Origin of the sequence: Rhizobium sp. S96 (assembly GCF_030382195.1) — a bacterium.
Taxonomy (GTDB): Bacteria; Pseudomonadota; Alphaproteobacteria; order Rhizobiales; family Rhizobiaceae; genus Rhizobium.
This window is the reverse complement of the sequence record NZ_JAUDRY010000042.1, coordinates 275438-301089: the sequence shown is the minus strand read 5'-3', so window position 1 is coordinate 301089 and position 25652 is coordinate 275438. Positions and strand designations below refer to the sequence as shown.

At 61.2% G+C, this 25652-nt stretch carries 21 protein-coding genes; 10 read left to right on the top strand and 11 right to left on the bottom strand.

What is annotated here, in order from left to right:
* Window positions 1-110: 110 nt before the first annotated feature.
* The 9 genes from QTL94_RS27640 to QTL94_RS27600 form a co-directional block, all read right to left on the bottom strand.
* Complete coding sequence (locus tag QTL94_RS27640; protein ID WP_289803784.1) at window positions 111-995, bottom strand: helix-turn-helix domain-containing protein; 885 nt, start codon at window positions 993-995, stop codon at window positions 111-113.
* Between the two features lie 140 nt (window positions 996-1135).
* Entirely contained in the window at window positions 1136-1849 is a 714-nt protein-coding gene (locus QTL94_RS27635) for an ABC transporter ATP-binding protein (RefSeq protein WP_289803783.1), read from the bottom strand.
* On the bottom strand, window positions 1846-2670 hold the full coding sequence (locus QTL94_RS27630) for an ATP-binding cassette domain-containing protein (protein ID WP_289803782.1): 825 nt from the start codon (window positions 2668-2670) through the stop codon (window positions 1846-1848). Before QTL94_RS27630 ends, QTL94_RS27635 begins: the two co-directional genes overlap by 4 nt.
* Window positions 2663-3520 carry an ABC transporter permease gene (locus QTL94_RS27625; protein ID WP_113522024.1) on the bottom strand — a complete coding sequence of 286 codons (858 nt, stop codon included), beginning with the start codon at window positions 3518-3520 and terminating at the stop codon, window positions 2663-2665. The genes QTL94_RS27630 and QTL94_RS27625 overlap by 8 nt, the downstream gene beginning before the upstream one ends.
* Window positions 3517-4599 (bottom strand): ABC transporter permease, encoded by a 1083-nt coding sequence (locus QTL94_RS27620; RefSeq protein WP_289803781.1) that lies wholly within the window; start codon window positions 4597-4599, stop codon window positions 3517-3519. The genes QTL94_RS27625 and QTL94_RS27620 overlap by 4 nt, the downstream gene beginning before the upstream one ends.
* Window positions 4600-6180 carry an ABC transporter substrate-binding protein gene (locus QTL94_RS27615; protein ID WP_065693138.1) on the bottom strand — a complete coding sequence of 527 codons (1581 nt, stop codon included), beginning with the start codon at window positions 6178-6180 and terminating at the stop codon, window positions 4600-4602. It lies immediately after the preceding gene.
* 134 nt (window positions 6181-6314) lie between these two features.
* Window positions 6315-6797: an Lrp/AsnC family transcriptional regulator gene (locus QTL94_RS27610; RefSeq protein ID WP_065693139.1), complete on the bottom strand. Its 483-nt coding sequence runs from the start codon at window positions 6795-6797 to the stop codon at window positions 6315-6317.
* A gap of 380 nt (window positions 6798-7177) precedes the next feature.
* Window positions 7178-7822 (bottom strand): ThuA domain-containing protein, encoded by a 645-nt coding sequence (locus tag QTL94_RS27605; protein ID WP_289803780.1) that lies wholly within the window; start codon window positions 7820-7822, stop codon window positions 7178-7180.
* A 72-nt stretch (window positions 7823-7894) separates the two neighbouring features.
* Window positions 7895-9184 carry an ABC transporter substrate-binding protein gene (locus QTL94_RS27600; protein ID WP_065693141.1) on the bottom strand — a complete coding sequence of 430 codons (1290 nt, stop codon included), beginning with the start codon at window positions 9182-9184 and terminating at the stop codon, window positions 7895-7897.
* A 139-nt stretch (window positions 9185-9323) separates the two neighbouring features.
* On the opposite strand from QTL94_RS27600, the gene QTL94_RS27595 reads away from it, so the two are divergent.
* From QTL94_RS27595 to QTL94_RS27585, 3 genes are read left to right on the top strand one after another with little or no spacing between them, the layout of a single operon-like run.
* The gene (locus tag QTL94_RS27595) at window positions 9324-10355 is read left to right on the top strand and encodes a LacI family DNA-binding transcriptional regulator (protein ID WP_289803779.1); all 1032 of its coding nucleotides are present in this window, start codon (window positions 9324-9326) and stop codon (window positions 10353-10355) included.
* A gap of 5 nt (window positions 10356-10360) precedes the next feature.
* Entirely contained in the window at window positions 10361-12217 is a 1857-nt protein-coding gene (locus QTL94_RS27590) for a DUF2264 domain-containing protein (protein WP_289803778.1), read from the top strand.
* Complete coding sequence (locus QTL94_RS27585) at window positions 12214-13224, top strand: hydroxyacid dehydrogenase (protein ID WP_289803777.1); 1011 nt, start codon at window positions 12214-12216, stop codon at window positions 13222-13224. Before QTL94_RS27590 ends, QTL94_RS27585 begins: the two co-directional genes overlap by 4 nt.
* Before the next feature lie 40 nt (window positions 13225-13264).
* Here QTL94_RS27585 and QTL94_RS27580 read toward each other — a convergent pair whose 3' ends face one another.
* Window positions 13265-14323, bottom strand: coding sequence for an adenylate/guanylate cyclase domain-containing protein (locus QTL94_RS27580; protein ID WP_289803776.1), 1059 nt, complete (start codon window positions 14321-14323; stop codon window positions 13265-13267).
* Between the two features lie 57 nt (window positions 14324-14380).
* Window positions 14381-14827 carry an SRPBCC family protein gene (locus QTL94_RS27575; RefSeq protein WP_065693145.1) on the bottom strand — a complete coding sequence of 149 codons (447 nt, stop codon included), beginning with the start codon at window positions 14825-14827 and terminating at the stop codon, window positions 14381-14383.
* A 322-nt stretch (window positions 14828-15149) separates the two neighbouring features.
* Between QTL94_RS27575 and QTL94_RS27570 the strand changes: the two genes are divergently transcribed.
* From QTL94_RS27570 to cysG, 7 genes are all read left to right on the top strand, one after another.
* Complete coding sequence (locus tag QTL94_RS27570; protein ID WP_065693146.1) at window positions 15150-15752, top strand: ANTAR domain-containing response regulator; 603 nt, start codon at window positions 15150-15152, stop codon at window positions 15750-15752.
* Window positions 15749-16957, top strand: coding sequence for a CmpA/NrtA family ABC transporter substrate-binding protein (locus QTL94_RS27565; protein ID WP_289803775.1), 1209 nt, complete (start codon window positions 15749-15751; stop codon window positions 16955-16957). Before QTL94_RS27570 ends, QTL94_RS27565 begins: the two co-directional genes overlap by 4 nt.
* A 322-nt stretch (window positions 16958-17279) precedes the next feature.
* Window positions 17280-18515 carry an MFS transporter gene (locus QTL94_RS27560; RefSeq protein ID WP_289803774.1) on the top strand — a complete coding sequence of 412 codons (1236 nt, stop codon included), beginning with the start codon at window positions 17280-17282 and terminating at the stop codon, window positions 18513-18515.
* 17 nt (window positions 18516-18532) lie between these two features.
* Complete coding sequence (nirB, locus tag QTL94_RS27555; protein ID WP_289803773.1) at window positions 18533-20983, top strand: nitrite reductase large subunit NirB; 2451 nt, start codon at window positions 18533-18535, stop codon at window positions 20981-20983.
* A 4-nt stretch (window positions 20984-20987) separates the two neighbouring features.
* Window positions 20988-21323, top strand: a complete 336-nt coding sequence (gene nirD, locus QTL94_RS27550) for a nitrite reductase small subunit NirD (RefSeq protein ID WP_016554895.1) — start codon at window positions 20988-20990, stop codon at window positions 21321-21323.
* Entirely contained in the window at window positions 21323-23980 is a 2658-nt protein-coding gene (locus QTL94_RS27545; protein ID WP_289803891.1) for a nitrate reductase, read from the top strand. Before nirD ends, QTL94_RS27545 begins: the two co-directional genes overlap by 1 nt.
* Window positions 23952-25490, top strand: coding sequence for a siroheme synthase CysG (gene cysG, locus QTL94_RS27540; protein WP_289803772.1), 1539 nt, complete (start codon window positions 23952-23954; stop codon window positions 25488-25490). The genes QTL94_RS27545 and cysG overlap by 29 nt, the downstream gene beginning before the upstream one ends.
* Window positions 25491-25652: the final 162 nt, after the last annotated feature.

Genomic DNA, 25652 nt, shown 5'->3' with positions numbered 1-25652 from the left:
GGTGAGTGATTAACTCAATTTTAATGGCCGAGCTTGTCGCTATCCGGGGAGAATTGAACGATTTTGGGCAATTTTTCGCACTGCAAACGAACGCCCGACCGCTGTGTCTTTCAGGCCACCCGCGCCTTTTTCCAGTAGGCAGGCGTGGTGCCGACATTCTTGCGGAAGACACGCGTGAAATGCGCCTGATCGGAAAATCCCGTTTCAGCCGCGATCACCGTCAGCGGCTGATCGCCCTCCACAAGAAGCTGCTTGGCCCTGTCGAGACGCGCGTTCATCTGCCACTGGTGCGGTGCCACGCCCGTCGAAGCCTTGAAAGCATGGCTGAAATGCGATTGCGAGAGCCCGGTGAGAACCGCCAACTCTTCCAGGCGGATGTTGCGGAGGCAATTTTGCTCGATGAACTCGGTCGTCTTGCGCAGTTGCCACGCCGCAAGCTTACTGCGCTTGCGCGGTGTCGCCTTCGTCAACTTCATCACATCGATGATCAACGACATCGCCAAGCCGTCGCCATAGAGGTCGTGCAGCGGCTGCGGATTGGTGCATTCGGCAGCGATCAACTGCGCGAGCGTGACGATGCGTTCGTCCGAGAACAGAAGCTGCGGGCTTTTCAGTCTTTGGGGATCGATTTCTTCCATCAGCCGGCCGCTGACGATATCCGCATCGAAATGAAGGTCGAGATGCCTGATAAACTCGACATCCACCAGATCTGCCCAGAGCTCCATATCGGCAGGAACATAGGAAATCGGCCGGTAGGCCCTATCTTGGACCGTGCCCTGCCCCTTGGGCATCAGCCTTACCTTTGAATTGCCGGGACCGTGCAAGTCGAGCAAAATGAAGAGGCGGGGATCGCTGGCAACGTAATAGCCTCCCGCATAGGGGGCGCATTCGACATCCCAGACATCGGCCACGATCCCGTTCCATTGGCGGCGATGCGCGCCGCCAATAACGGAAAAGCCCTCGATCTTGTTTTGCATTCTCGGTTGAAACGTCATGGCCGGTCTCGCATTCCGGCGCGACCGGAAAACATGTGTATTTTAGTCAAGTTTACTATCGTGATCTTGTCGTGAGCGCAATGCGAAATTGCCGAATAGTCGACAGGTGGTAAAACATCAGCGGGGACTGTGCCGGTCCGCTATTGCGGCGCGACCGCGTCCGCCAGTGCCTGCCGGTCGAGTATCCGTTCGATCGAACCATTTGCCATGACAGCGGTGCGATCGCACATGTGGCCGATAACGCCGGGATCGTGACTGACGAGAATGAACGTCATCCCATGCGCAGCCTTCAAATCGTTCAGCAGGTTCAGTATGCCGGCTTGCACCGAAACGTCGAGCGCCGAGGTCGGTTCATCGAGCAACAGCAACTTCGGCTTCAGCAGCAAGGCGCGAGCGATCGCCACGCGCTGGCGCTGCCCACCGGAAAGCTGGTGCGGATAGCGTTCCGCCACCACCGGCTTCAGCCCGACTTGATCGAGCGCTGCGTGCACACGGTCCCTTACATCGCGTACGCCACGGATCGACAATGGCTCGCCGAGCGTCCTTGCGATACGATGGCGGGGGTGCAGCGACGAGTAGGGATCCTGGAAGACCATCTGAATCTCTTCGCGAGCGGCGCCGGTAATCTTCCTGCCTGGCGACAACGGCTGGCCGAACACACGGATCTCTCCCTGCCATCCGGTATTCAAGCCGGCGATCGCCCGCAGCACAGTCGTCTTGCCACAGCCTGATGGCCCGATGAGGCCGAAGGTTTCGCCTGCGCCCACCTCGAAACTGACGCCACGAACCGCCGTATAGCCGCTTCCCGCGCCCTGAAAGGTCACAAAAAGTCTTTCGACCGAAAGCGCCGTCATGCTTCGTCCCCATAGACCGGCAGCCGCGAACCGTAAGTCGCCGCCGACGGACGCGCATTCCAAAGCGCCCGCGTATAGCCCGACTGCGCCCCGGCAAGATCTGCCGCGACCATCTGCTCTTCTATACGGCCGTTCCGCATGACCACGACGCGATCGGCGTAGCGCGACACCTGTTGCAGGTCATGACTGATCAGCAGCAAACCCATTCCGAGTTCCTCGGTGAGTGCCCGCAAAAGCTTCAATATCTGGTCCTGCAAGTCTTGATCGAGGGCCGAGGTCGGCTCGTCCGCAATCAGCAGTTTCGGCCGATTGACCAGCATCGCCGCGATCATCACGCGCTGTCCCATGCCGCCCGAAAGCGCGGCGGGATAGCTTGAATAGGCTCTTTTCGGATCGGTGAAACCAACCCTTGCCAGCATATCAAGCGCATGCTCGCGGCGCTCGACCGCCGATAGGCCGGTATGTAGCAGCAAGGCCTCTTCGACCTGTCGGCCGACCCTGTGCGCCGGGTTCAGCGAATATTTCGGATCCTGCAGGATAAGCCCGATATCGTTGCCTCGGATCTTGTTCCAGCCGGCAGGCGTCAGGCCGCCCAGATCCTGTCCGTCGAACATCAGACGCTTCGCCTGCACCTCGGCGCGAGACGGCAAAAGCCCCATGATTGCCCGTCCGGTCATCGACTTGCCCGACCCGGACTCACCGACCATTGCCACGATTTCGCGCCCGACAGAAAAGGAAACGCCGTCGACGACGCGCACCGGGCCGCGATCGGACGGGAACGAGATCGACAGTTCCTCGATGGACAGCAGCGGCTCAGTCATGGCGTGGATCCAGAATGTCACGCAGGCCGTCGGCAAGCAGGTTGAAGGCAAGCGAGGTCACGAAGATCGCGGTACCGGGAACCGCGGCGACCCACCATTGGTCGAAGATCACCTGCGTTCCCTCAGACACCATCGATCCCCATTCCGCTGTCGGCGGACGGACACCGAGCCCAAGGAAGCCAAGGCCAGCGGCGGCGAGAATGATGCCCGAAAGGTCAAGCGCAAGGCGAACGATGGCGGAAGGCAGAACCAGTGGCAGAACATGCCCCCAAAGCAGCCGGACGCCCTTGATGCCGACCATCTCGGCTGCCGCCAGATAATCGCTCCGCCGCAGCGCCGCGGTCTCGACGCGCGCCTGGCGCGCATAGGCGGGCCAGCTTGTCAGCGCGAGCGCCAAAGCACCATTGATGAGACCCGGGCCCATGATCGCGACGAAGGCAAAGGCAAGCAGAAGGCGCGGAAAGGACATGACGATGTCCGTGAGCCGCATCAGCACGCGCTCCGTCATACCGCCGAAAAAGCCGGCAAGAGTGCCGACGACGATGCCGAGCGGTGCCATCAGCAGGACGACGATCAGCACCAGCAGCAAGGTCGGCCGCGCTCCGTAGATCAGCCTCGACAGGATATCGCGCCCGAACGCATCCGTGCCCAGCCAGTGCCCGGCAGTTGGCGGCATGAGGCGGTTTGCGGTCTCCTGAAGATTGGGATCATAGGGAGCAAGGATCGGCGCCAGCAGCGCGACCATCAGAATGAGAAGGACAATCAGGCCCCCGATCGCGGCGGAACGCGACCTCATGAACCGCCCGACAAACGCCGCCTTGCCGACGGGGATATCAGCAATATCGCTCATCGCCGTCCCCTTGCATTGATGCGCGCGACGCCGAGGTCGGTCAGTGCATTCAACAAGACGAACGACGCGCCGACGACAAGTGTCGCCCCGAGGATTGCCGGCGTGTCGCCCGCGAACATCGCGGTCGTCAGATAGCGACCGATACCGGGCCACGCAAAGACCGTTTCCGTCAGAACCGCGCCTTCCAGCAGGCCGGCGTACGAGAGCGCGATGACGGTCAACAGCGTGCCCGAGATGTTGGGCAGGACATGGACGAACACGATGCGGCGCAGGTTCGCACCCTTCGCGCGAGCGGTCGTCACATATTCCTGGCCGAGTTCAGTAAGGATAGCAGCTCGCGTCAATCGCGATATGGCTGCCGTCGCATGAAGCGCGAGGACAATCGACGGCAAGGCCAGATGGGCCACCACGTCGCGGAACGCCCCTGTCTTCCCCGACATCCATGAATCAATGAGCGCAAATCCCGTCACGGACTTTACGGTGTACTGAAAGACGACGTCGGCCCTTCCCGGCCCCGGCGCCCAGTGCAGCCGCGCATAAAACAGGAGCAGCATGAGCAGCCCGAGCCAGAAGATCGGGACCGAATAGCCGAACAGCGAGACGAACCGCGCAACACTATCCACCCAGGTGCCCTGCCGGGCGGCAGCGGCTATGCCGAGCGCCAATCCGATGACGGTTGCCAGCAGGATCGCCGCGGTGGCCAGCTCGATCGTTGCCGGGAAGGTCCGGGCGATATCCTTGGCGACAGGCTGCCCTGTCGAGATCGACTGCCCCAGATTTCCGGCAAGTGTTGTCTGCAGATAGCGAAGGAACTGCATCGGGACAGGTTGGTCCAGACCGAGTTCCAGGCGCGCCTGTTCGTAGGTCGACTGGCTCGCATGATCGCCGACCATCTGCAGGGCCGGATCGATCGGCGAAAGCCGTGTCATCGCAAAGGTCACGATCGCCAAGCCCAAAAGGGTCAGCGCGAATGACCAAAACCACTTAAGAAATGGCCGAACGAACGACAACTCCCGCCAGCGTTTGCGCTGGCGGGAGTTGGTCATGTCGGCATTGGATCGCGTTGCCGCTTGCGGCACTTATTTTTCCACCTTGTCGTAGTAGACCTGGTCCGCATTGAGACCCTGGGCATAGTTCTTGATTTTGTCGCTTAGCACGACTTGGTCGTTGCCTTGAAGCGTAAAGATGAAGGGCGAGCTAGCCTGAATCTTCTTCTGCAGATCCTGATAGAGCGCGACGCGCTTGGCAGGATCCTGTTCCTTGACGGCTGCAAGCGTCTCGTCGGTCAATTCAGGAATCACCCAGCCGGCATATTTCGCGGCCGTGTTGGTGGAGTTGTCCTTGTTGATCGCAAAGGCACTGGCGTTGGAATGCGGATCGAAATAATCCGGGATCCAGTAGCGAAGGGTCATCTCGAACTTGCCCGAACGGCCGCGTGCATAGATGTCGCTTGCCACGCCCGGCTGGATGTCGAGGTTGATGCCGGCCTGCGCGAAGGTCGACTGCAGCGACTGCGCGATCGAGAGGAACGGCTGGTCGTTAAAGACGATGAGTTCGACCTTGAACGGCGTCTTAATGCCGGCATCCGCCAGAACCTTCTTCGCCTTCTCGACGTCGAGCTTGAATGGCGTATCCGTCAGCGCGCCGGGGAAGCCGACTGGCAGGAAGGCCTGATGCACGGTGCTCTGGCCGCGCAGCAGGTTCTTGGCGATGCCATCGTAATCGACCAGATAGCGAGCCGCTTCCCAGAAGGCCGGATTGCCAAGGGTCGGATTCGCCTTGGTGTTGAGCAGGATATAGTCGGTGCGGGCAGAAGGAACGGAGAGCACCTTGACGCCGTTCTTGTCCTTCAGCGCTTCGATCTGGTCGGCCGACAGGCCACGAGCGATATCGGCATCACCCTGTTCGACCAGCAGGCGGCGCGCGCTAACGTCAGGAACGTTGCGGATGATCACGCTTTCCAGCTTCGGCTTGTCGGAAGAGTTCGGATTTGCCTGCAGCACGAGAGCTTCGTGCGGCGTGTAGGTGGCAATGGCAAAGGCACCGCTGCCGGCGGAATTCGTCTTCAGCCATTCATTGCCGAAATCATTGTCCTTGGCTTGCGCTGCAACGGTCTGCTCATCGACGATCGAGGCGATCGGCGCCGTCAGCAACGACAGGGCAAAGCCTGAGCCGACATCAGCCGTCCAGGTGAGCTTGACGTGCTTGTCGTCGACCTTGGTGACAGCCGCGTCGACATTGTCAGCCGTCCAGCCGAGCTCGTTCAGGATGAAGGCAGGCGACTTGTTGAGCTTCACTGCGCGGGTCAGCGAGAAGACGACATCCTCGGCGCGCACCGGATTGCCGGAGGCGAATTTCGCATCGGCCAACTCGAACGTCAGGCTCTTGCCGTCAGCCTTCCAGGAGGCAGCCAGCGCCGGCTCGATTTTCGTGCCATCATCCCGGTTGGACTGCACGAGCCGCTGATACAAGTTGTTGAAAGACTGAACCGTCGTCAACTCGAAGCCTTCGGCCGGGTCGAAGCTGACGGCATCATCGATCGACTGGGCAACGACCAGCACATTCGGCGGCGTTTCGGCATAGGTGACCGGCGCTCCCAAAAGAAGCCCCAAGCTAAAAACGGTACCGAGCAGTTTAGCGCGGCCGGCGGCGAGGTTCATTTCCATATCTCCATGAGTTAATTGGTTTAATTGTTTTGGCCAAACTTAGCGATGCGACGGGCCGCCACGAGGCCTGATTGTCCATTTTTGCATTTCGGGGTGGAAAATCTTTCCGGCTGTCGTGGATGGCAAATCTACTCGGCTGCGGCTTTCGAAAGAATCATGTGATCGAGCGGCAGTTCGGTCGAATACTTTATCTGCTCCATTGCGAATACCGAGGAAACATCGCGGATATCGATCTTCGCGATGAGCCGTTTGTAGAAAGCATCATAAGCCGCGATGTCGGGCACGACAACGCGCAAAAGATAATCCACATCGCCGCTCATGCGATAAAAGTCCAGAACCTCGGGGAAGGTCACCACAACTTCCGAAAACCTCTTCAGCCATTCGGTCGAGTGCGCGTCCGTCCGGATCGACACGAAGACCGTAACGCTCGCGTTGACCTTTACTGGGTCGAGAATGGCAACCTTCCGCTGAATGACACCATCCTCCTCCATCTTCTGGACACGCCTCCAGCAGGGAGTGGTGCTGAGACCGACCTTCTTCGCGAGATCCGCGACCGACAGCGTCGCGTCCTCCTGCAGAATGCGAAGGATCTTGCGGTCGAGACGATCCATCCTGGAATGCCTTTCGATAGAAGAATTGAGACAGAGCCTACCCATACGGAATTGGCTTTCCGTACGTCTGTTTGGGTTGGGCAGGCCTTTGGGAAAGATAAGCGAGGCAGCGTTTCTTCAGCTGGGGAGCTTGCGAAGCGCTAACAGATCGAAGACATCAAAGTCATTGAAAACTCACTTTCTTTCTTAAAGACTACTATTTCAGTAGGATTAATCGAGAATTAGGAATCTCAAGAATGTGCGCTTCGCAGGAAAATTCTTCTACAAATTGGCGACCACCGGAGAGCATCAGCTGGGGGAGGCCGGAGTGCCATAGCGTCCGTCGCAAATCCTCCGGATTGCCCAGGATGGGGATGCAGGTCCCGAGGACCTGCCCTCGCCTAGCGGCGCGCGGCCCAGCTCAGGCCTCGCCGCAGTATCAGTGGCATATGGGCATGATCGAATTCGGCGGCGACGTGACCGAGCGCGGAATAGAAGACACGACCGGCACCAAAGCTGCGCTTGAAGACGACCGGCATGGTGACATCGCGGGCTGCCGGGTCGTGTTCGCCGGTGAAGGTGGTGGTTGCGAGGATTTCGATGGAAGGGTCGTAGTGCAGGTAATATTGCTCGGACCGATAGTCGAAATCCGGAATTCCCTGCATCACCGGGTCCTCCGGGCAGGTAACCGCGACGCGAAAATCGATGATATTGCCTGGATGGGCAACCCAGGTCACGCCGGAGACGTAGCGGAACGGGGCGCTTTCCTTGAATGAGGTGGCGAGCGAGCCATGATGTCCGCCAAGACCGAGCCCTCCGCGTACGGCTTCCACGAGGGCGTCGGCATGGGCTTTTTCGAGGACCTCGCCCGTGATCACAGGCACTACAAGATCTACCTGAGCGAGCCTCGGCGAACCGAAGATGCCGAGATCGTTAGTGACCTCCGTCTGGAAGCCATCTTCCGCGAGAAGCCCGGCGACGATGCCGGCGCATTGCTCCGGCTCATGGCCCCGCCAGCCGCCCCAAACGATGATCGCCTTACGCATGATCTTTCCTTATCTCGGATGCGCTGAACCGCCGGAGGGGCTTGGCCGCCGGCGGTTCAAATATCCACGATCTCAGCTTCGGATCGTGGCCTTCCCTTCCTCGACCAGTCGTGCCGCTGCTTCAGCAGGCGTCGTCCGCTCAAACGCGAGTTCGTCGGCGATCGGGCGCAGGACGCGCTGGTCGAACTCCGTAGACCCCAAAGGCGCAGGCGCTGGATAGTCACCCACCTGATCCTTGAGAAGGTTCACGTATTTCACGGTAGCCTGCTCCGTCGGGTTGAGGTTCGGCAATATCGCTTCGCGGACCGCCGGCGACATCGGCACGCCGCGTTCGACACCAAGGATCTTGCCGGCGTCCGGGTCATTGACGAAGAAGTTGATGAACCGTGCCGCAGCTTCGCCGTTCTTCGTCGTCGCGCCAACGCTCCAGATGAGAGCCGGGCGATAGTAGTGGCCCGACGGTCCGCCCTTTTTCTCGCGGGGCAGCATCGTGATGGCCAGCTTGCTTTTCGAGATCAGCTGGTAGCCGACCAGCTGGTTGGAATAGGCCATGCCCATTGCCGACTTGCCGAGCGCCAGACAATTGGTGTCGATCGTGTTCTGGTCCAGCGTCTGTACGTCGGCTGCAACGGTGCCACCCTTCTTTCGCAGCTCCTCCCAGAAGCTGTACCACTCCTTGGCGTCCTCGACGTCGAAGCCAAGCGTCGCGTCCTTGTAAAGGCTCTTCCCGCGCTGCCGCAGCCAGGCGTCGAACACATAGTTGTAGCGCGCGCCGTAGGGTCCACCCGCGTAATTGTCCCTGCCGCCCGCCTTTGTGAGCTCGACTGCCAACTTTGCATACTCGTCCCAGGTGAGATCCGGCGTAGGCACCGGAATACCAGCCTTCTCGAATGCCGTCTGATCGAAGAAGAGCGCGAATGAATTGAGGCCAAGACCGACGCCGTAGAGCTTTCCGTCCACAGTCGTCAGCTTCAGCACGTCCTTGCCGAAGGCATCGACCTTCAATGTCGAGGGCACGAACTCATCGAGCGGCAGGCAGGCCCCGCGCTTGGAGTAATCGGAGATCGTTCCGGGCTCGAGCTGAAACACATCCGCGATCGAACGGCCAGCCATCTGTGTCGCCAGCTTGGTCCAGTACCCGTCCCCGCTGAGAGATTCACCAACGATCGTCACGCCGGGCGTCTTGCCTTGATAGAGCTTGGCGACGTCGAGCGTGCGCTTTGCGCGATCGTTCGATCCCCACCACATGGCGCGCAGCTGTGCGTCCGCTGCAAAAGCCGGAATGCTAGCGCCGGCGCCGAATGCCAGGCCGGTCGCCACGCCGGCGGAGCCCATCAGAAATGAACGTCGATTGATCTGCATGCTGATTCCTCCGGTTGCCTGCCCTTGGCGTCCTCCAACGTCTTTCGGGCATGTGGCGGAAAGAGTACGCAAAAACTTTCTGTTTGCAACAAAATATCTTTCTATTGCAAATTTGCGTAATTTGCATAACTCTACACTCATGAGCGAAATCAAATCAAAGCGGCCGCGTCAGGCCGACATTGCCGCCACTGCAGGCGTCTCCGTATCGACCGTGTCGCGCGTCCTGGCGAATGAACCCGGCATCAGCGAATCTGTCCGGCAGCACATCTTGCGCGTCGCAGCCGAGCACGGTTACCCAACCAAGGGCTCTTCAGAGCCAATGCCGGGCGGTCTTGCATTGATTGCCAGTGACGGCGCGACAGGCGGGCTCAGCGTCTTTTACGAGTCGATTGTCGAGGGTTTGCGCGCGGGCGCAGCGGACGCGGGCATGTCCTTCGAAGTGCGGCTGGTCCGTGAGGACCGCGCGATGCCTGATGTCATACGCGACCACATGAAGGCCACCAACGCCGAAGGCCTGTTTCTGGTCGGCATCGACCCCAATCCTGCGCTGCGACAGTGGGTCGAGGCAGAAAAGATTCCAGTCGTTCTCGTCAACGGTACTGATCCACAGCTTCGGCTCGACGGTGTCTCTCCCGCCAACTTTTTCGGCGCCCTCCAGGCCGCCGAGCGGCTGCTCGCAGCTGGACATCGCAAGATCCTGCATTTCACCGGTTCTCATCGCCACACCATCCGCGAGCGAGTCAGGGGCTTTGACGCAGCGATCGCGTCGGCGGAGGGAGCCACCAGCAAGGTGGTTCCAATGAGTTTCCAAGGCAGTGCCAGCCGGGAAGCCCACGAATTGATGGCGGCCATTCTGGATGGAAACGAAGGCTTTAGCGCCGCCTTCTGCATGAACGACTTCATTGCAGTCGGCGTTCTGGAAGCCGTCACCGAGGCAGGCCTTCGGGTGCCTGAAGATTTCGCAATTGTCGGCTTCGACGATCTACCCTGCGCCCTGATGACCAATCCGCCGCTCTCCACCATGCGCGTCGATCGTGGCGCCCTCGGTCGCGAGGCCATTGGCCTGATGATCGACAGGTTCCATGATCGGGCAGCGCCGGCGCGCCACGTATGCCATGCGGTCGTCCCCGTTGCCGGGGGCACTGTACCAATGCCGAAAACCGATGAGTGATGTTGATGACCTATGATCCGGCCAGCGCCAATCCGTTAGCGGGCAACCCGCTGGAGACGCGCGAAGACATGAACCGCGCCCTCCTCGATCTCTTCGATCCGTTGGTTCCCTATTTCTCAGCGGGCAATGCACGCGTTCGGCTGGATGCTGCCGGCGCCCATTTTGATCGCGCGGCCGCGGACCTGGAAGGGTTTGCCCGCCCTCTTTGGGGCCTGGCACCGCTAGGAGCAGGAAAAGGCGACTTTGCCCATTGGCAGCGTTTTGCAGAGGGGCTGGCGAACGGCACGGATCCCGACCACCCGGAGTTTTGGGGCACGGTCAACGGCCGCGATCAGCGCATGGTCGAATTGGCGGCGCTTGGCTTCGCGCTTGCGCTTGTGCCGGACAAGATCTGGGAGCCGCTGAGCGACCGCGCGCGGACCAATGTCATCGCCTATCTCAAGCATGCGCGGCAGTTCGATTATGCCGATAACAACTGGAAGTTCTTCCGCATTTTCGTCGATATCGCCCTTGAAGGCGTCGGCGCCGAATTCGACCGCAGCCTGACAAGGCAATACCTCGAGGAGCTTGAGGGCTTCTATATCGGTGACGGCTGGTATCGCGACGGCAACGTGCGCCGCATCGACCACTACATTCCCTTCGCGATGCATTTCTATGGGCTGATCTATTCCAAGCTCGTCGATGACGACTACGCCAAGCGCTACCGCGAGCGCGCCGTTCTGTTCGCCAGGGATTTCCGCAACTGGTTTGCACCCAACGGCGCGACAATCCCCTTCGGCCGCAGCCTGACCTACCGCTTCGCCTGCGCCGGCTTCTGGTCGGCACTCGCCTTTGCCGATCTGGAGGCATTGCCCTGGGGCGAGATCAAGCACCTCTGCCTGCAGCACCTGCGCTGGTGGAAGGACAAGCCGATGACCAATCGCGACGGCATCCTGTCGATCGGCTTCGGCTATCCGAACCTGCTTATGTCGGAGAGCTACAACTCGGCTGGATCGCCCTATTGGGCATTCAAGGCCTTTCTGCCGCTGGCGATCGCGGATGACCACCCGTTCTGGACAGCGAAGGAGAAAGCGCCTGCACCAAGCGAAAGCGTCTCGCCGCAGCGCCATCCCGGCATGGTGTTGATGCGTGCCGGTGGCGATGTCGTCGCCCTGGCTTCGGGACAAGAAAATCTCCAGATGCGCTTCGGCACGGAGAAGTACGCGAAGTTCGCCTATTCGGCGCGCTATGGCTTCAGCGTCGAAGCCGATGAGCGGAACTTCGCCGGCGGTGCGTTCGATTCCGCGCTCGCCTTCAGCGACGATGGATTGCACTACCGCGTGCGCGAGACGAACGCTGAGGCGAAGCTCGCCGGCGACGTGCTCTATTCGAGATGGTCGCCATTCAAGGATGTTTACGTCGAAACCTGGCTGGTTCCCGCAGCCCCCTGGCACATCCGCGTCCACAGGATCAATTCGCCGCGCCCACTGCAAACGGCCGAAGGCGGGTTTGCGATTGCCAAACGAGACTTCGATCTCGACGTGCTTGCGGCTGCGCCGGGCAGTGCCCACGTCATAGGTGAAGCCGACTTCTCCGGCATTGTCGACTTGGGTTCGACGGTGGAACGAACCGGGCTGACGCAGAAAGCTCTGCCAAATACCAACATGATCGTCGCCAAGACGCTCATCCCTCAATTGCGTGGTGAGATCCCGGCCGGCGAAACTATCCTGGTCACGGCCGTGCTCGCGCTCGATGAGCCGGCTGCGGTTTCCGGCGCATGGACCCAGCCTCCGGCGACACCTGACATCTCGGCGCTCGAAGCCAGGATTGAAAGGGATGGCATCACTGTCAGCGCCATCGAAGCGCCGGGGCAGATGCCATGAACCGACCGGGTATCGCGCTCGCCATGCACCCAGGTCGCACGGAGCATGTTCTCCCCGATCGCCTTCTCGACCGGCTGGAGAGTTTGGGCCGATTGCTTGACCGAGAGCCTTTGCAGACCTTTGCCGACGAACGCGCCAGGCGACTATTGCCCGAAACGGAAATCCTCATAACCGGATGGGGCGCGCCCTATGTCGGCCGTGAAGTGCTTTCGGCGGCCGGAGGGCTGAAGTTGATCGCCCATGCGGCGGGAACGGTTAAGGGCCTGATCGACGAGGAGGTTTTTCGCGCAGGCATTGCCGTCAGCCATGCGGCCGAGGCCAACGCGATCCCTGTCGCCGAATTCACGCTTGCCGCCATCCTCTTCGCCGGCAAGCAGATTTTCCGGTTTCGCGACACTTATGTCGCGGACCGCAACCGGGATCGCACCCATCCGATGCAGCGGCTTGCGATCGGAAACTACGGCCGCACCGTCGGCATCATCGGCGCGTCGCGCATCGGCCGGCGCGTGATCGAGCTGCTGAAGCCCTTCAATTTCAGAGTTATCCTCTTTGACCCCACGTTGAGCGCGTCGGAGTGCGCGGCAATGGGGACTGAAAAGGCTGATCTTGATAGCCTGATGCGCAGCGCTGATATCGTCTCGCTGCACGCACCTTCCCTGCCCTCGACGCGCCATATGATCGACGCTCAAACGCTGGCGCTGATGAAGGACGGCGCGACGCTCATCAATACGGCACGCGGCGCCATCATCGACGAGGCGGCACTTCTGGCCACGCTTTCGACCGGTCGGATCGATGCGATCATCGATGTGACCGACCCTGAGATACCGGGACCGGCATCCGCGTTTTACGACCTGCCGAACGTGTTCCTGACACCCCATATCGCCGGCGCCGTCGGCCTCGAGCGGACGCGATTGGGCGAAATGGCCGTCGACGAGATAGAGCGATACTTGAGCGATCAGCCACTGCAATACGGGATCACGCTAGCCGACCTCGAAAGAATGGCTTGATGGCTTGAGCCGTGGCTTAGCTTGCGCCGAGCCGGCTCAACTAGCCATCCGATAAGGTGAAGACCACGCAGGAGCGGTCGATACCGCGCAACCGGTGCTCTCCCAGAGAAACCAGTTCTTTGCTGGCTTGCGCGGCCGCCTCACCGGACACGAGGACCGTGCGATGCAGAGGCTTGCATAATCCCTCTAACCGGCTGACGAGATTCACCGCTGGCCCGATCGCCGTGAAGTCCAGCCTGTCGGCAGCGCCGATATTGCCCCACAGGATCTCACCGAAATGCACGGCCACGCCAAACGGCAAGGGCGCGAGACCTTGCGCCTGCCGCGAAACCTCGAGGTGAGCCATGCCCGCCCGGGCAGCCACAACGGCGTTCAGCGCCGCGTCGCACGCCTCCGCCGGGGTCGCGGTCACGGGGAAAATTGCCAGCAATCCGTCGCCCATGAATTTCAGGACTTCTCCGCCGAAGGCGTGCACTGCTCCCGCGACGCGCTCGAACCATGCATCGAGCGCAGCAATCACCAGCAAGGGTTCTGTCGTTTCCGACATGGTGGTGAAGTCCCGCAAATCGGCGCACAGAAGCGCCGCACGAATGATCTCTCCGGTTCCACGCGAAAGCGCGCCTGACTGTACGCGCGCGGCGCTCCGCCGGCCGAGATAGGTTTCGAGCAGTGCTGCCTGCGCCGCCCTTGAAGCGATGGCGGCCAAGGGTGCCAACGCAAAGCGCGCAACCTCATTCAGCCGGCCTGTTTCGGTAGAATCGAATGGTCGTTTGCCAGCCCAACCGAGCACCGGACTATCCGGTGCCTTTCCAATCGCGCTTTCAAACAGCGGTCCGAGCTCTTCAAGCCAACCGCGCTGCCCGCTATCGGGCGCTCCTGCGAGAAACCCCAGACGTTCTCCCACCACCCCAGTGTCGGCTCTCCACAGCGACGTTCGGTGTGCAATGATCGGATGCGCGACAGCAAGCGTCAACGCACCACCGGCGAGCGGCAGCCCTTCGGCTTCAAGGCGACGACCGAGGTCTCTCAGGAACGACGCGGCGCTGGGTGACGCTGCCGCGTCATCAACAAGCCAGGCAATGGGATCGGATAGGTCCATTGGGAACGGCCTCACGGCATTAGCGAACGATCATCCAACACCAGCCGCAGCTCCCCGTCAGGTCGCTGTTACCCACGGATCCGGCCCCGGATCTCGGCCGGCCGCAACTTCGCCAAGCCGACCGAGGTAGTGTTCCCAACCCCGTGTATGGCTCGCACATTCTTCCGCGTCCGGCAGGCCTGTGTGGGTGAAGCGCAGGAGCGTTCCGTCCGGCTGCTCGATCAGATCGATTTCGACCAGGCTGGAGCCAGGGGGAAAGGTATCACTGCCTTCCCAGCCGAAACTATAGGCAAGGCGGTGGACAGGCACCACTTCGCGAAACGATCCGCGGGCAATGCGGGTACCGTTGACGTTCACGAGATATAGGCCTCCCGGGCGCGGCTCGACCTGGGCTTCGGTGCCCATCCAGGCGAGTATTCTCTCCGGGTCGGTAAGCAGCGCGAAAACCGCCGCAGGTGGTGCGGGAATATGGGTTTCGCGCTGGATAATGAATTGCTCCTGCATCTATCGCTCCCGGTTCCTCGACCGCCTCGGCAAGCCCTACCCGAACTCGGCCTCAGCCATCCCGAGCTATGGATGTAGTCCTGCCGTTCACGCGAGCAAGTCCAAGTCCCTGAAACTTGTGCGGGACGACGCGCCGTGCTGCCGTGGCCAGCGACGAGATAAACAACTTGATCTGGCGACCTCTTTTGCGCATTCAATGAGCCGCAGGCCGTGATCGAGTGACAAATTGCAAACCATGCATGAGTTAAAGCGACAGGATGATGCAAGCGCGCCTCCTATCCCTCGTCAATGAAGGCCAGATGATTTTGCGGTCAACCACCTCATGAAACCCAGCAGCCTCAACGTCCTTGTGATCGACGAGAACAGCATCCGAGCGTCCATCATCGAGGTGGGTCTCCGCGAGGCCGGCTACGACAGGGTGACGATTATTGCCGATATGCATGGCCTTGCCCGGCGCATCATGGAGATCAATCCCGACGTCATCGTCATCGACATCGAAAATCCCAATCGTGACATGCTCGAAGGCATCTTTCAGATTTCACGCGCCGTGAAACGCCCGATCGCCATGTTCGTCGACAAGTCGGACGAGGCGTCGATCGAGGCCGCTGTCGAAGCCGGCGTGTCCGCCTATATCGTCGACGGGCTCAAGCAGGAGCGGGTTCGTCCCATCCTGAAGATGGCGATCAGCCGGTTCAATGCGTTCTCCCGTCTGAGCCGCGAGCTGGAGGAAACCCGCGGTGAACTGGAGAACCGAAAGGTGATCGACCGCGCAAAAGGACTTCTGATGCGCTCGAGAGGGCTGTCGGAAGAGGACGCCTATGCCCTGTTGCGACGAACGGCCATGAACCAGAACAGGAAGATCGTCGAAATCGCCCAAAGCCTTGTTACCGCAGCAAGCCTGCTCGACCCCGGAACCGACGCATGACACACGAAATCACCGCGGGCTTCCTGCCGCTTCTCGATAGTGCGCTTCTGGTGGCCGCCAAGGAAAAGGGGTTTGCCGAGGAGCACTCGGTTGCCCTGAAGCTCGTGCGCGAGCGCTCCTGGGCAACGATCCGGGACCGATTGGCGGTCCGGCACTTCGATGTGGCCCACATTCTTGCGCCAATGCCAATTGCCTGCAATCTCGGGCTGACGGCTCCCGCGCCGCAGATGGTGGTCCCGATGGCATTGGGGCTGGGCGGCAACGCAGTCACCGTGTCTCCTGAATTGTGGAGCGAAATGGTCGATCACGGCGCAACCGCCGATCTCGACGCTCGATCAAGCGGGCTGGCACTGCGGCAGGCGATTGTCGGCCGCAAGGGCGACAAGGTACGCCTCGGCGTCGTCCACCCCTATTCGGGCCATAACTACGAACTTCGCTACTGGCTGGCGGCGAGCGGCATTGACCCCGAGAATGATGTCGAGATCGTCATCCTACCCCCGCCGGATATGGCCGATGCCCTTACCGCCGGCACTATCGATGGTTATTGCGCGGGCGAGCCCTGGAACACGCTCGGCGTCCTCAGAAGCGACGCCCATCTGGCGACAGTCAAGGCGGCAATCTGGAAGTCCAGTCCAGAGAAAGTCCTTGGCGTCAACGGCCGGTGGGCAGACAACCATCCTGAGGCGCTGGCTGCCCTCCTTCGGGCGCTCTACCAGGCTTCGCTCTGGTGCTCCAATCCGGCAAATCACGAGGAACTCGCAGCGCTTTTGGCAACAACGACCTATGTCGGCCGACCAGCTGAAAACCTGTTGCCCGCTCTGACTGGCAGACTTTCGATCGGTGGCGGACAAATCCAGACGGTGCAGGACTTTTTCGTTCCCAATGCCAAGGCCGCGACCTTTCCATGGCGGAGCCACGCCCTGTGGTTCTACACGCAAATGGTTCGATGGGGGCATATCGAACACACGCCCGGCCACCAGCAGATCGCGGCAGATACCTATCGACCGGATCTCTACCGCAGCGCCCTCAAGACGCTCGGCGTCGCGCTGCCGTCCGCGAACTCCAAGGTCGAGGGCGGCCTGGCCACCGAGACGCCTGTCGGCTCGACCGGCACTTTGACACTTGGGCCGGACGGTTTCTTTGATGGCAGTCTGTTCGATCCCGATCGGGTCGATGCTTACATAGAGAGCCAGACCATCCGCTAATCGGAGTGCTCATTTTGTGCGCATTGCACAAAATTTGGATGAAATGTTGCACTGCTTTTAAAGCACCCGGCATCCGAGGCATCCATCAAAATTGCAAAATCGTTATAAATCATAAACTTAAACGATCTGGCACGCGCCTTGCTTTCTTTTAAGCAGGCCAACAAGCCAAGAATTCGGCGTCCAACGACGGGCGCCCCAAGCAAAGCCGCTGTTCAGGATATCTCGCGCACCTCATGGTGCACGCGCGCTCCCTGACCAGCGGCTTTTTGTTTTTAACCCCCAGCGATGGATAGGCACGACCTTGTCGGGCCCCGGAGAAGCTATGTCTGTTCTCGAGAAAACGCAGCCCATGTCCGCCGGCGAACCAGCCAGAGCATTGTGGATTTCCACGCTCGCCTTCACGATCTGTTTCGCCGTCTGGACGATCTTTGCGATCATCGGCATTCGCATCAAACAGGAACTGGGCCTGAGCGAGACCCAGTTCGGATTGCTGGTCGGAACACCTGTCCTGACTGGATCCCTCGTTCGCATCCTGCTTGGCATATGGACCGAACGATACGGCGGTCGCCTCGTCTACACGTTGACGATGCTGGCAGCATCAGTCGCAACTTTTCTGCTGTCCTATGCCACCACCTACCCGCAGATGTTGATCGCGGGCCTGGGCGTCGGCCTCGCCGGTGGCTCCTTTGCGGTCGGCGTCGCTTATATCTCGCCGTTCTTTCCCGCGCAGAAGCAGGGAACGGCACTCGGTATTTTCGGCGCAGGCAACGTCGGCGCGGCAGTTACCAAGTTCGCAGCACCTTTCGTTCTTCTTGCCTGGGGATGGCAGGCGGTTGCCGAGATCTGGGCTCTCGTCCTTGCTGCCATGGCACTCGTCTTCTGGTTCAGCACATCCGATGATCCGGCCTTTCGCGCTCGCCGCAATCGCGGCGTTGCCCCCAAGAGCCTGCTGCAGGAATTTGCCCCGCTGAAGAACATCCAGGTCTGGCGCTTCTCGCTGTACTACTTCTTCGCCTTCGGCGGATTCGTCGCCCTTTCCCTGTGGCTGCCGCGTTATCTGGTCGGCGTATACGGCTTCAATCTTGAGACCGCCGGCATGGTCGCCGCTGCCTATTCGATTCCCGGCAGCATCTTTCGGGCATTTGGTGGTTTCGTATCCGACAAGAAGGGCGCGCGAAGCGTGATGTATGCGACCTTGGCAGTTTCCGCCGTTGCCACGCTCATCCTGTCCTTCGCGGTAACGCCGGCAGCGTTTATCGTCGTCGTCTTCGTACTCGGCTTTTTCATGAGCCTCGGCAAGGCAGCGGTCTACAAGCATATCCCCGCCTACTATCCGGAAAGCGTCGGCGCTGTCGGCGGCGTCGTTGGAATGATGGGCGGCCTTGGCGGCTTCATCCTCCCGATCGCCTTCGGCGCCCTCAAGGATATGACTGGGCTCTGGTCGAGCTGTTTCCTGCTGCTCTTCGTGGTCGTTTCGATCGCCTTTGTCTGGATGCACCTGTCCGTAAAGCAACTCGAACGCCGTGGCCTGTCCTCCCAGGCCGTCGCAGCATCCTAATTCGGGAACGAAAACCAATGACCCAGAAACTTGTCATCGTCGGCAATGGTATGGCACCGGGACGCATGCTCGAGCACCTGCTCGAAAAGGCCCCGGGCGAATATCAGGTCACGATCTTCAACGCCGAGCCGCGCGTCAACTATGACCGCATCATGCTCTCTCCGGTCCTGTCCGGCGAGAAGGACTACGAGCAAATCATCATTCACGGTGATGGCTGGTACATCAAGCACGGCATCACGCTCTACAAGGGCCACAAGATCATCAAGATCGACCGTGCCGCGAAAACCGTCACGTCGGATCACGGTGTCACGGAAAGCTACGACAAGCTGGTGATCGCGACCGGCTCGGTCCCTTTCATCATTCCCGTCCCCGGCAAGGAATTGCCTGGTGTCATCACCTATCGCGATCTTGACGACGTGCAGGCGATGCTGCTTGCCGCCCAGTCACGCGAGAAGGCAATCGTCATCGGCGGCGGCCTGCTCGGCCTTGAAGCCGCCGCCGGCCTTGCCTCACGCGGCATGGACGTCACCGTCCTGCATGTGATGCCGACACTAATGGAGCGCCAGCTCGATCCGGCTGCCGGCTATCTCCTGCAGAAGGCCGTGGAAGAGCGCGGCATCAAGGTCATTACGAAAGCCAACACCAAGGCGATCATCGGCAACGGCAAGGTCGAAGGCATTGAACTGGACGATGGCCGCATCATTCCGGCAACGCTTGTCGTCATGGCGGTCGGCATCCGTCCCAGCGTCGGGCTTGCGAAGGAAGCCGGCATCGCGGTCAATCGCGGCATCGTCGTCGACGCCGGCATGCAGACCTCGGACGGCAGCATCATGGCACTTGGCGAATGCGCGGAAGTGGGTGGGCAGGTTTATGGCCTTGTCGCGCCGCTCTACGAAATGGCCCGCGTCGCCGCCTCGCACCTCTCCGGTGACACCTCCGCCGCTTTCGTGCACTCCGACACGCCGACCAAGCTCAAGGTAACGGGCATCGAACTCTATTCGCTCGGCGATTTCGCTGATGGCGACGATCGCGAGGAGATCGTGCTCCGCGACGCCTCGGCAGGCGTCTACAAGCGCCTGGTGCTCAAGGACAACAAGATCATCGGCACCGTCCTTTACGGCGAGACGGCCGATGGCGCCTGGTTCAACGATCTGAAGAGGAAGCAGACCGACATTACCGAGATGCGCGAAACGCTGATCTTCGGTCAGGCCTACCAGGGAGGGTCGCCGCTGGACCCTATGGCGGCCGTTGCAGCCTTGCCGGATGATGCGGAAATCTGCGGCTGCAACGGCGTATGCAAGGGAAAGATCACCTCGTCCATCACGGCCAAGGGGCTGACGTCTCTCGACGACGTCCGCGCCCACACCAAGGCATCCGCTTCCTGCGGCTCCTGCACCGGCCTGGTGGAGCAGCTGATGACCCTGACGCTTGGCGACAGCTACAATCCCGCGGCCGTCACACCGATGTGCACCTGCACCGAGCTCGGCCACGACGATGTTCGTCGCCTGATCAAGGCCAAGGGGTTGAAGACGATCCCCGCCGTCATGCAGGAGCTGGAATGGAAGACGTCGTGCGGCTGCGCCAAGTGTCGCCCGGCGCTCAACTACTACTTGGTCTGCGACTGGCCGGATGAGTATGCTGATGATTACCAGTCGCGCTTCATCAACGAGCGCGTCCACGCCAACATCCAGAAGGACGGCACCTATTCGGTGGTTCCGCGGATGTGGGGTGGCGTGACGAACTCCAACGAGCTGCGCGCCATCGCCGATGTTGTGGACAAGTTCGAAATCCCGATGGTCAAGGTCACCGGCGGACAGCGCATCGACCTGCTTGGCATCGAGAAGGAAGACCTCCCGGCCGTCTGGGCCGACCTCGGCAAGGCCGGCTTCGTCTCCGGGCAGGCCTACGCCAAGGGATTGCGCACCGTGAAGACCTGCGTCGGTTCCGACTGGTGCCGTTTCGGCACGCAGGATTCCACCGGTCTCGGCATCCGCATCGAGAAGTTCATGTGGGGCTCCTGGACACCGGCCAAGCTGAAGCTCGCCGTCTCGGGCTGCCCGCGCAACTGCGCGGAAGCGACGTGCAAGGATATCGGCGTCATCTGTGTCGACTCAGGTTTCGAGGTCCATTTTGCCGGAGCTGCCGGTCTCGACATCAAGGGCACGGAAGTTCTCGGCCTCGTCAGGACGGAGGACGAAGCACTGGAGCATATCGTTGCGCTGACGCAGATGTACCGCGAGCAGGCCCGCTATCTCGAGCGCATCTACAAGTGGGCGAAGCGCGTCGGCCTCGACGAAATCCGCCGCCAGATCATGGGCGACGCCGACAAGCGCACGGCCTACTACGACCGCTTTGTCTTCTCCCAGAAATTCGCCCAGGTCGATCCCTGGTCGGAGCGCGTCTCCGGCAAGGACAAGCATGAGTTCAAGCCGATGGCGACCATCGGTTACCCGCAGGCCGCTGAGTAAGGAGATGGACATGAACTGGATTTCAATCGGCGACATCTCCGACATTCCGCTGCGCGGCGCACGCTGTGTGAAGACACCGCAGGGCAAGGTCGCCGTTTTCCGCACCGCGGAGAACGAGGTCTTCGCCATAGAGGACCACTGCCCGCACAAGGGCGGACCGCTCTCGCAGGGTATCGTTCATGCGAAGGCGGTCACCTGCCCGCTGCACAACTGGGTGATCTCACTCGAAACCGGCAAGGCATTAGGTGCCGACGAGGGCGAGGTCAGGACCATTGCGGTGCGCAACGAAAACGGTGCCCTCTACATCGCGCTTGAAAGCCTGATGATGGCGGCCGAATGATGGAAAAAGAGGTCAAGACAACCTGTCCCTATTGCGGCGTTGGCTGCGGCGTCATCGCCAAGGTTGCAGAAGACGGCAAGGTTTCCGTCAAAGGCGACCGGGACCACCCCTCCAACTTCGGGCGGCTCTGCTCGAAGGGCTCCGCGCTCGGCGAGACGGTCGATCTCGATGGACGCATCCTCTACCCGGAAATTTCCGGAGAGCGGGTGAAATGGGAACAGGCGCTTGACCTCGTCGCACAGCGGTTTTCGGATGCCATCAACGAGCATGGACCCGATTCCGTTGCCTTCTACGTCTCCGGTCAGCTGCTGACCGAAGACTACTATCTCGCCAACAAGCTGATGAAGGGCTTCATCGGTTCGGCCAACATCGACACCAATTCGCGCCTCTGCATGTCGTCCTCCGTCGCCGGCCACCGCCGCGCCTTTGGATCGGACACCGTGCCCGGCACCTATGAGGACATCGAGCTTGCCGATCTGGTGATCCTCACCGGCTCGAATCTCGCCTGGTGCCACCCCGTCATCTATCAGCGTCTGGCAGCAGCCAAGGCAGCTCGCCCGGGGATGAAAGTCGTTGTCATCGACCCGCGCCGCACGATGACATCGGATATCGCCGACCTGCACCTGGCGATCCGCCCCGATAGTGATGTCGCCCTCTTCGTCGGCTTGTTCTCGCATCTGATCTCGAACGGATGCGTCGACCAGAACTATGTGGCCGAACACACCAACGGCTTTGCCGAGGCCTTCGCGACGGCGTCCAATCTTTCATCGAACGAAATCCTCGAGCGCACGGGCCTGCCGGCCATGCAGCTTCGGGAATTCTACCGCCTGTTCGCGACAACGGAAAAGGTCGTCACCTGCTACAGCCAGGGCGTCAACCAGTCCTCCTCCGGCACCGACAAGGTCAATTCAATCATCAACTGCCATCTCGCAACCGGCCGGATCGGGCGACCGGGGCTGGGGCCGTTCTCGCTCACCGGCCAACCGAACGCCATGGGCGGTCGCGAAGTCGGCGGGCTTGCCAACATGCTCGCTGCCCACATGGCAATCGAAAATGCCGAAGACCGCGATCGCGTCCAGCGCTTCTGGAGGTCTCCTAAAATCGCGCAGGCGCCCGGCCTCAAGGCCGTGGACATGTTCAAGGCGGTCGCTGACGGTCGCATCAAGGCGTTGTGGGTCATGGCGACCAACCCGGTTGTCTCCATGCCGGATGCAGATGCCGTCGAGGCCGCCATCAAGGCCTGTCCCTTCGTCGTCGTCTCGGACATCCTCAGGGAAACCGATACGGCCCGCCATGCGCATGTGTTGCTGCCCTCCCTCGGCTGGGGTGAAAAGAGCGGCACGGTGACGAACTCCGAGCGCCGTATTTCCCGTCAACGCGCCTTCCTCGACGTACCCGGCGAGGCCCGCGCCGATTGGTGGCAACTGAACGAAGTCGCACGCCGCATGGGTTTTGTCGAATCCTTCGACTTTGGCTCCAATGCCGAAATCTTTGACGAGCATGCCGCGCTCTCTGCCTTCGAGAACACCGGCAGCCGCGATTTCGACATCGGCGCCTACGTTGGCATGGACAAGGAGAACTATGACACGATGGCTCCTTTCCAGTGGCCGCAGCCGGCCGGTAAACATAGAGGCATCACACGCTTCTTCGCCAATGGCGGTTTCTTCCATCAGGACGGGAAGGCTCGTTTCATCGCAATCGAGCCGACCGGATCCGATCGCACCAATCCCGACTATCCGTTGACGCTGAACACCGGCCGCATCCGTGACCAGTGGCACACGATGACGAGAACCGGGAAAAGTGCGCGATTGTCGGCCCACATTGCCGAGCCGTTCGCCGAGCTGCACCCACGCGACGCCATCGAGGCCGGCATCGGCAATGCCGGCCTCGTCGAAATCGCGAGCCCTTATGGACGCGCGATCGTACGGGCGCTCCTCACGGAGCGGCAGGCCCGTGGCAGCATCTTCGTGCCCATGCACTGGAACGATCAATTTGCCGCCAAGGCCCGCATCGACACGGTGGTCGCCCCGCTGACCGACCCCGTGTCCGGCCAGCCCGCCTCCAAGAACGTCGCGGTGGCCGCCCGGCCGTTCAAGGCAGCACGCTACGGCTTTGTGGTGTCGACGGCGAAGCCCGACAATCTGAACGCAGCCTATTGGGCACTGGCCAAAGCCGAGGGGGGCTGGCGCCTCGAACTGGCGTTCGATCAGGCAGCCGACGACTGGTGCAGCTGGTGCCGCCGCACCTTCGCGATCCCTGAGGATGTCGAACCGCTCGGCTATGCCGACGAGCAATCAGGCGATCTCCGCCTGGCTTTCTTTGTCGGCAAGCGCCTTCTTGCAGCGCTGTTCCTGGCTCGCGAACCGGTGGCCGTCGCGCGCAACTGGGCAATCTCGCAGCTCACCGCCGAACATGGCGATCTGCGCAAGCGTTTCGCGCTCGTCGCCGGGCGCCCCGGCGCCGAAAAGCCCGATCCGGGTGCCACCGTCTGTTCCTGCTTCAGCGTCGGCGCCAACCAGATCGTCGGCGCAGTGCGCAACGGCTGTCACAGCGTCGAGGCGATCGGCAAGGAACTCAACGCCGGAACCAACTGCGGTTCCTGCCGCGCTGAAATCAGGGGGATCATCGATGGATGTCTTGCAGCAGCCGCGGAATGAAGCACCCGCCCGCATGGAGCCACTCGCGAAGCTCCCGGTGTTCTGGGCGCTGGAGGGCAAGCGCGCTGTCGTCGCGGGCGGCACGGACGCCGCCGCATGGAAGGTGGAGCTTCTCGCGGCCTGCGGCGCACAGGTTCACATCTACGCCGAAGAGCTCTCCGACAGTTTCGAGAAGCTGATCTTGCGCGGCGCGGAACACCCTGAGGGCGGCTTCGTTCATCACTGCCAAGCATGGGATGAAACGAGCTTCGTCGGCGCGGCCATCGCCATCGCCGACTGCGAGATGTATGACGAGGCGGCAGCCTTCTTCGACGCTGCTCGCGTCGCCGGTGTACCGGTCAACGTCATCGACAAGCCCGCCTTCTGCCAGTTCCAGTTCGGCTCGATTGTCAATCGCTCACCCGTCGTGGTCTCGATCTCCACGGATGGCGCAGCCCCGATCCTTGCCCAGGCAATCCGCCGGCGGATCGAGACATTGCTTCCGCGCGCACTGAAAGGCTGGGCGGGATTGGCACAGGCGCTGCGAGATCGTGTCAACGAGCGGCTGGCGGCTGGCCCCTTGCGCCGTGCCTTCTGGGAGACATTCGTCGATCGCGCCTTTTCAAGTTCGGATACGCCGGAGGAGGGCGTCGGCGGGCAGCTTCTCGAGGAAGCCGAAAGGCTTCGAGGAGCGCCCGCCCACTCGTCGCGCGGCCGGGTAACGCTGGTTGGCGCCGGGCCTGGCGACGCGGAACTGCTGACATTGAAGGCCGTCCGCGCCCTGCAGGGGGCAGACGTCATTCTTTTTGATGATTTGGTTTCACCGGAAGTGCTGGAGCTTGCGCGTCGTGAAGCCAAACGCATGCTTGTCGGCAAGCGCGGTGGGCGCACGAGCTGCAAGCAGGAAGACATCAACGACATGATGGTGAAGCTTGCCAAGGCTGGCAAACGCGTCGTGCGACTGAAATCCGGCGACCCGATGATCTTCGGTCGCGCCGGCGAAGAGATCGCACATCTCGATCGCGAGAATATTCCGGTGGACGTGATTCCCGGAATTACGGCAGCGAGCGCCATGGCGTCGCGCCTCGGCATTTCCCTTACGCACCGCGATCACGCCCAGTCTGTCCGCTTCATGACCGGCCACTCGCGCCACGGCGGACTACCAACCAATGTCGACTGGAAGACCGCGGCCGACCCGCACACGACCACGGTGTTCTACATGGGAGGCAGGACGGCGCCACTGATCGCCGAACGGCTGATGGCAGAAGGGCTGGCACCCTCGACACCTGTCGTGATCATGAGCGATGTAAGCCGTGCGACACAGGCACAGTGGCATGGAACGCTGGAAACGGTACCCGAGGGCATCGCCAACATCGGCTATGACAATCCTGTCCTGATTGCTGTCGGTCGGGCGCTGGCGGCCCGCGCCATGGACGCTGCGGAACACCGGTTGCTTCCGCAAGTGCCCCCAGCCCCACCCCAGGGCGACGGTCGCGCCGCCGAAACGCTCCTGCGGGTCGGTAACGGCTAGATCGCCGCCAGCGGCCGACAGCCACCGCGTTTTGCAGGGGATCGCAAAGCGCCCGGGTTGCAATTCCCGCTATCTGCCTTATCGCCTGAGGTTCGGAGAGTTGACTTTTTTCGGATCGAAAGACTAGCTGCCTTTGCGAGCTTGAGACCGTCCCGAACGGTC

What these genes read in the sequence shown, in the direction of transcription:
- QTL94_RS27640 (WP_289803784.1), bottom strand. Translation starts at nt 995, where the DNA reads ATGACGTTTCAACCGAGAATGCAAAACAAGATCGAGGGCTTTTCCGTT.
- QTL94_RS27635 (WP_289803783.1), bottom strand. Translation starts at nt 1,849, where the DNA reads ATGACGGCGCTTTCGGTCGAAAGACTTTTTGTGACCTTTCAGGGCGCG.
- QTL94_RS27630 (WP_289803782.1), bottom strand. Translation starts at nt 2,670, where the DNA reads ATGACTGAGCCGCTGCTGTCCATCGAGGAACTGTCGATCTCGTTCCCG.
- QTL94_RS27625 (WP_113522024.1), bottom strand. Translation starts at nt 3,520, where the DNA reads ATGAGCGATATTGCTGATATCCCCGTCGGCAAGGCGGCGTTTGTCGGG.
- QTL94_RS27615 (WP_065693138.1), bottom strand. Translation starts at nt 6,180, where the DNA reads ATGAACCTCGCCGCCGGCCGCGCTAAACTGCTCGGTACCGTTTTTAGC.
- QTL94_RS27610 (WP_065693139.1), bottom strand. Translation starts at nt 6,797, where the DNA reads ATGGATCGTCTCGACCGCAAGATCCTTCGCATTCTGCAGGAGGACGCG.
- QTL94_RS27605 (WP_289803780.1), bottom strand. Translation starts at nt 7,822, where the DNA reads ATGCGTAAGGCGATCATCGTTTGGGGCGGCTGGCGGGGCCATGAGCCG.
- QTL94_RS27600 (WP_065693141.1), bottom strand. Translation starts at nt 9,184, where the DNA reads ATGCAGATCAATCGACGTTCATTTCTGATGGGCTCCGCCGGCGTGGCG.
- QTL94_RS27595 (WP_289803779.1), top strand. Translation starts at nt 9,324, where the DNA reads ATGAGCGAAATCAAATCAAAGCGGCCGCGTCAGGCCGACATTGCCGCC.
- QTL94_RS27590 (WP_289803778.1), top strand. Translation starts at nt 10,361, where the DNA reads ATGACCTATGATCCGGCCAGCGCCAATCCGTTAGCGGGCAACCCGCTG.
- QTL94_RS27585 (WP_289803777.1), top strand. Translation starts at nt 12,214, where the DNA reads ATGAACCGACCGGGTATCGCGCTCGCCATGCACCCAGGTCGCACGGAG.
- QTL94_RS27580 (WP_289803776.1), bottom strand. Translation starts at nt 14,323, where the DNA reads ATGGACCTATCCGATCCCATTGCCTGGCTTGTTGATGACGCGGCAGCG.
- QTL94_RS27575 (WP_065693145.1), bottom strand. Translation starts at nt 14,827, where the DNA reads ATGCAGGAGCAATTCATTATCCAGCGCGAAACCCATATTCCCGCACCA.
- QTL94_RS27570 (WP_065693146.1), top strand. Translation starts at nt 15,150, where the DNA reads ATGAAACCCAGCAGCCTCAACGTCCTTGTGATCGACGAGAACAGCATC.
- QTL94_RS27565 (WP_289803775.1), top strand. Translation starts at nt 15,749, where the DNA reads ATGACACACGAAATCACCGCGGGCTTCCTGCCGCTTCTCGATAGTGCG.
- QTL94_RS27560 (WP_289803774.1), top strand. Translation starts at nt 17,280, where the DNA reads ATGTCTGTTCTCGAGAAAACGCAGCCCATGTCCGCCGGCGAACCAGCC.
- nirB (WP_289803773.1), top strand. Translation starts at nt 18,533, where the DNA reads ATGACCCAGAAACTTGTCATCGTCGGCAATGGTATGGCACCGGGACGC.
- nirD (WP_016554895.1), top strand. Translation starts at nt 20,988, where the DNA reads ATGGACATGAACTGGATTTCAATCGGCGACATCTCCGACATTCCGCTG.
- QTL94_RS27545 (WP_289803891.1), top strand. Translation starts at nt 21,323, where the DNA reads ATGGAAAAAGAGGTCAAGACAACCTGTCCCTATTGCGGCGTTGGCTGC.
- cysG (WP_289803772.1), top strand. Translation starts at nt 23,952, where the DNA reads ATGGATGTCTTGCAGCAGCCGCGGAATGAAGCACCCGCCCGCATGGAG.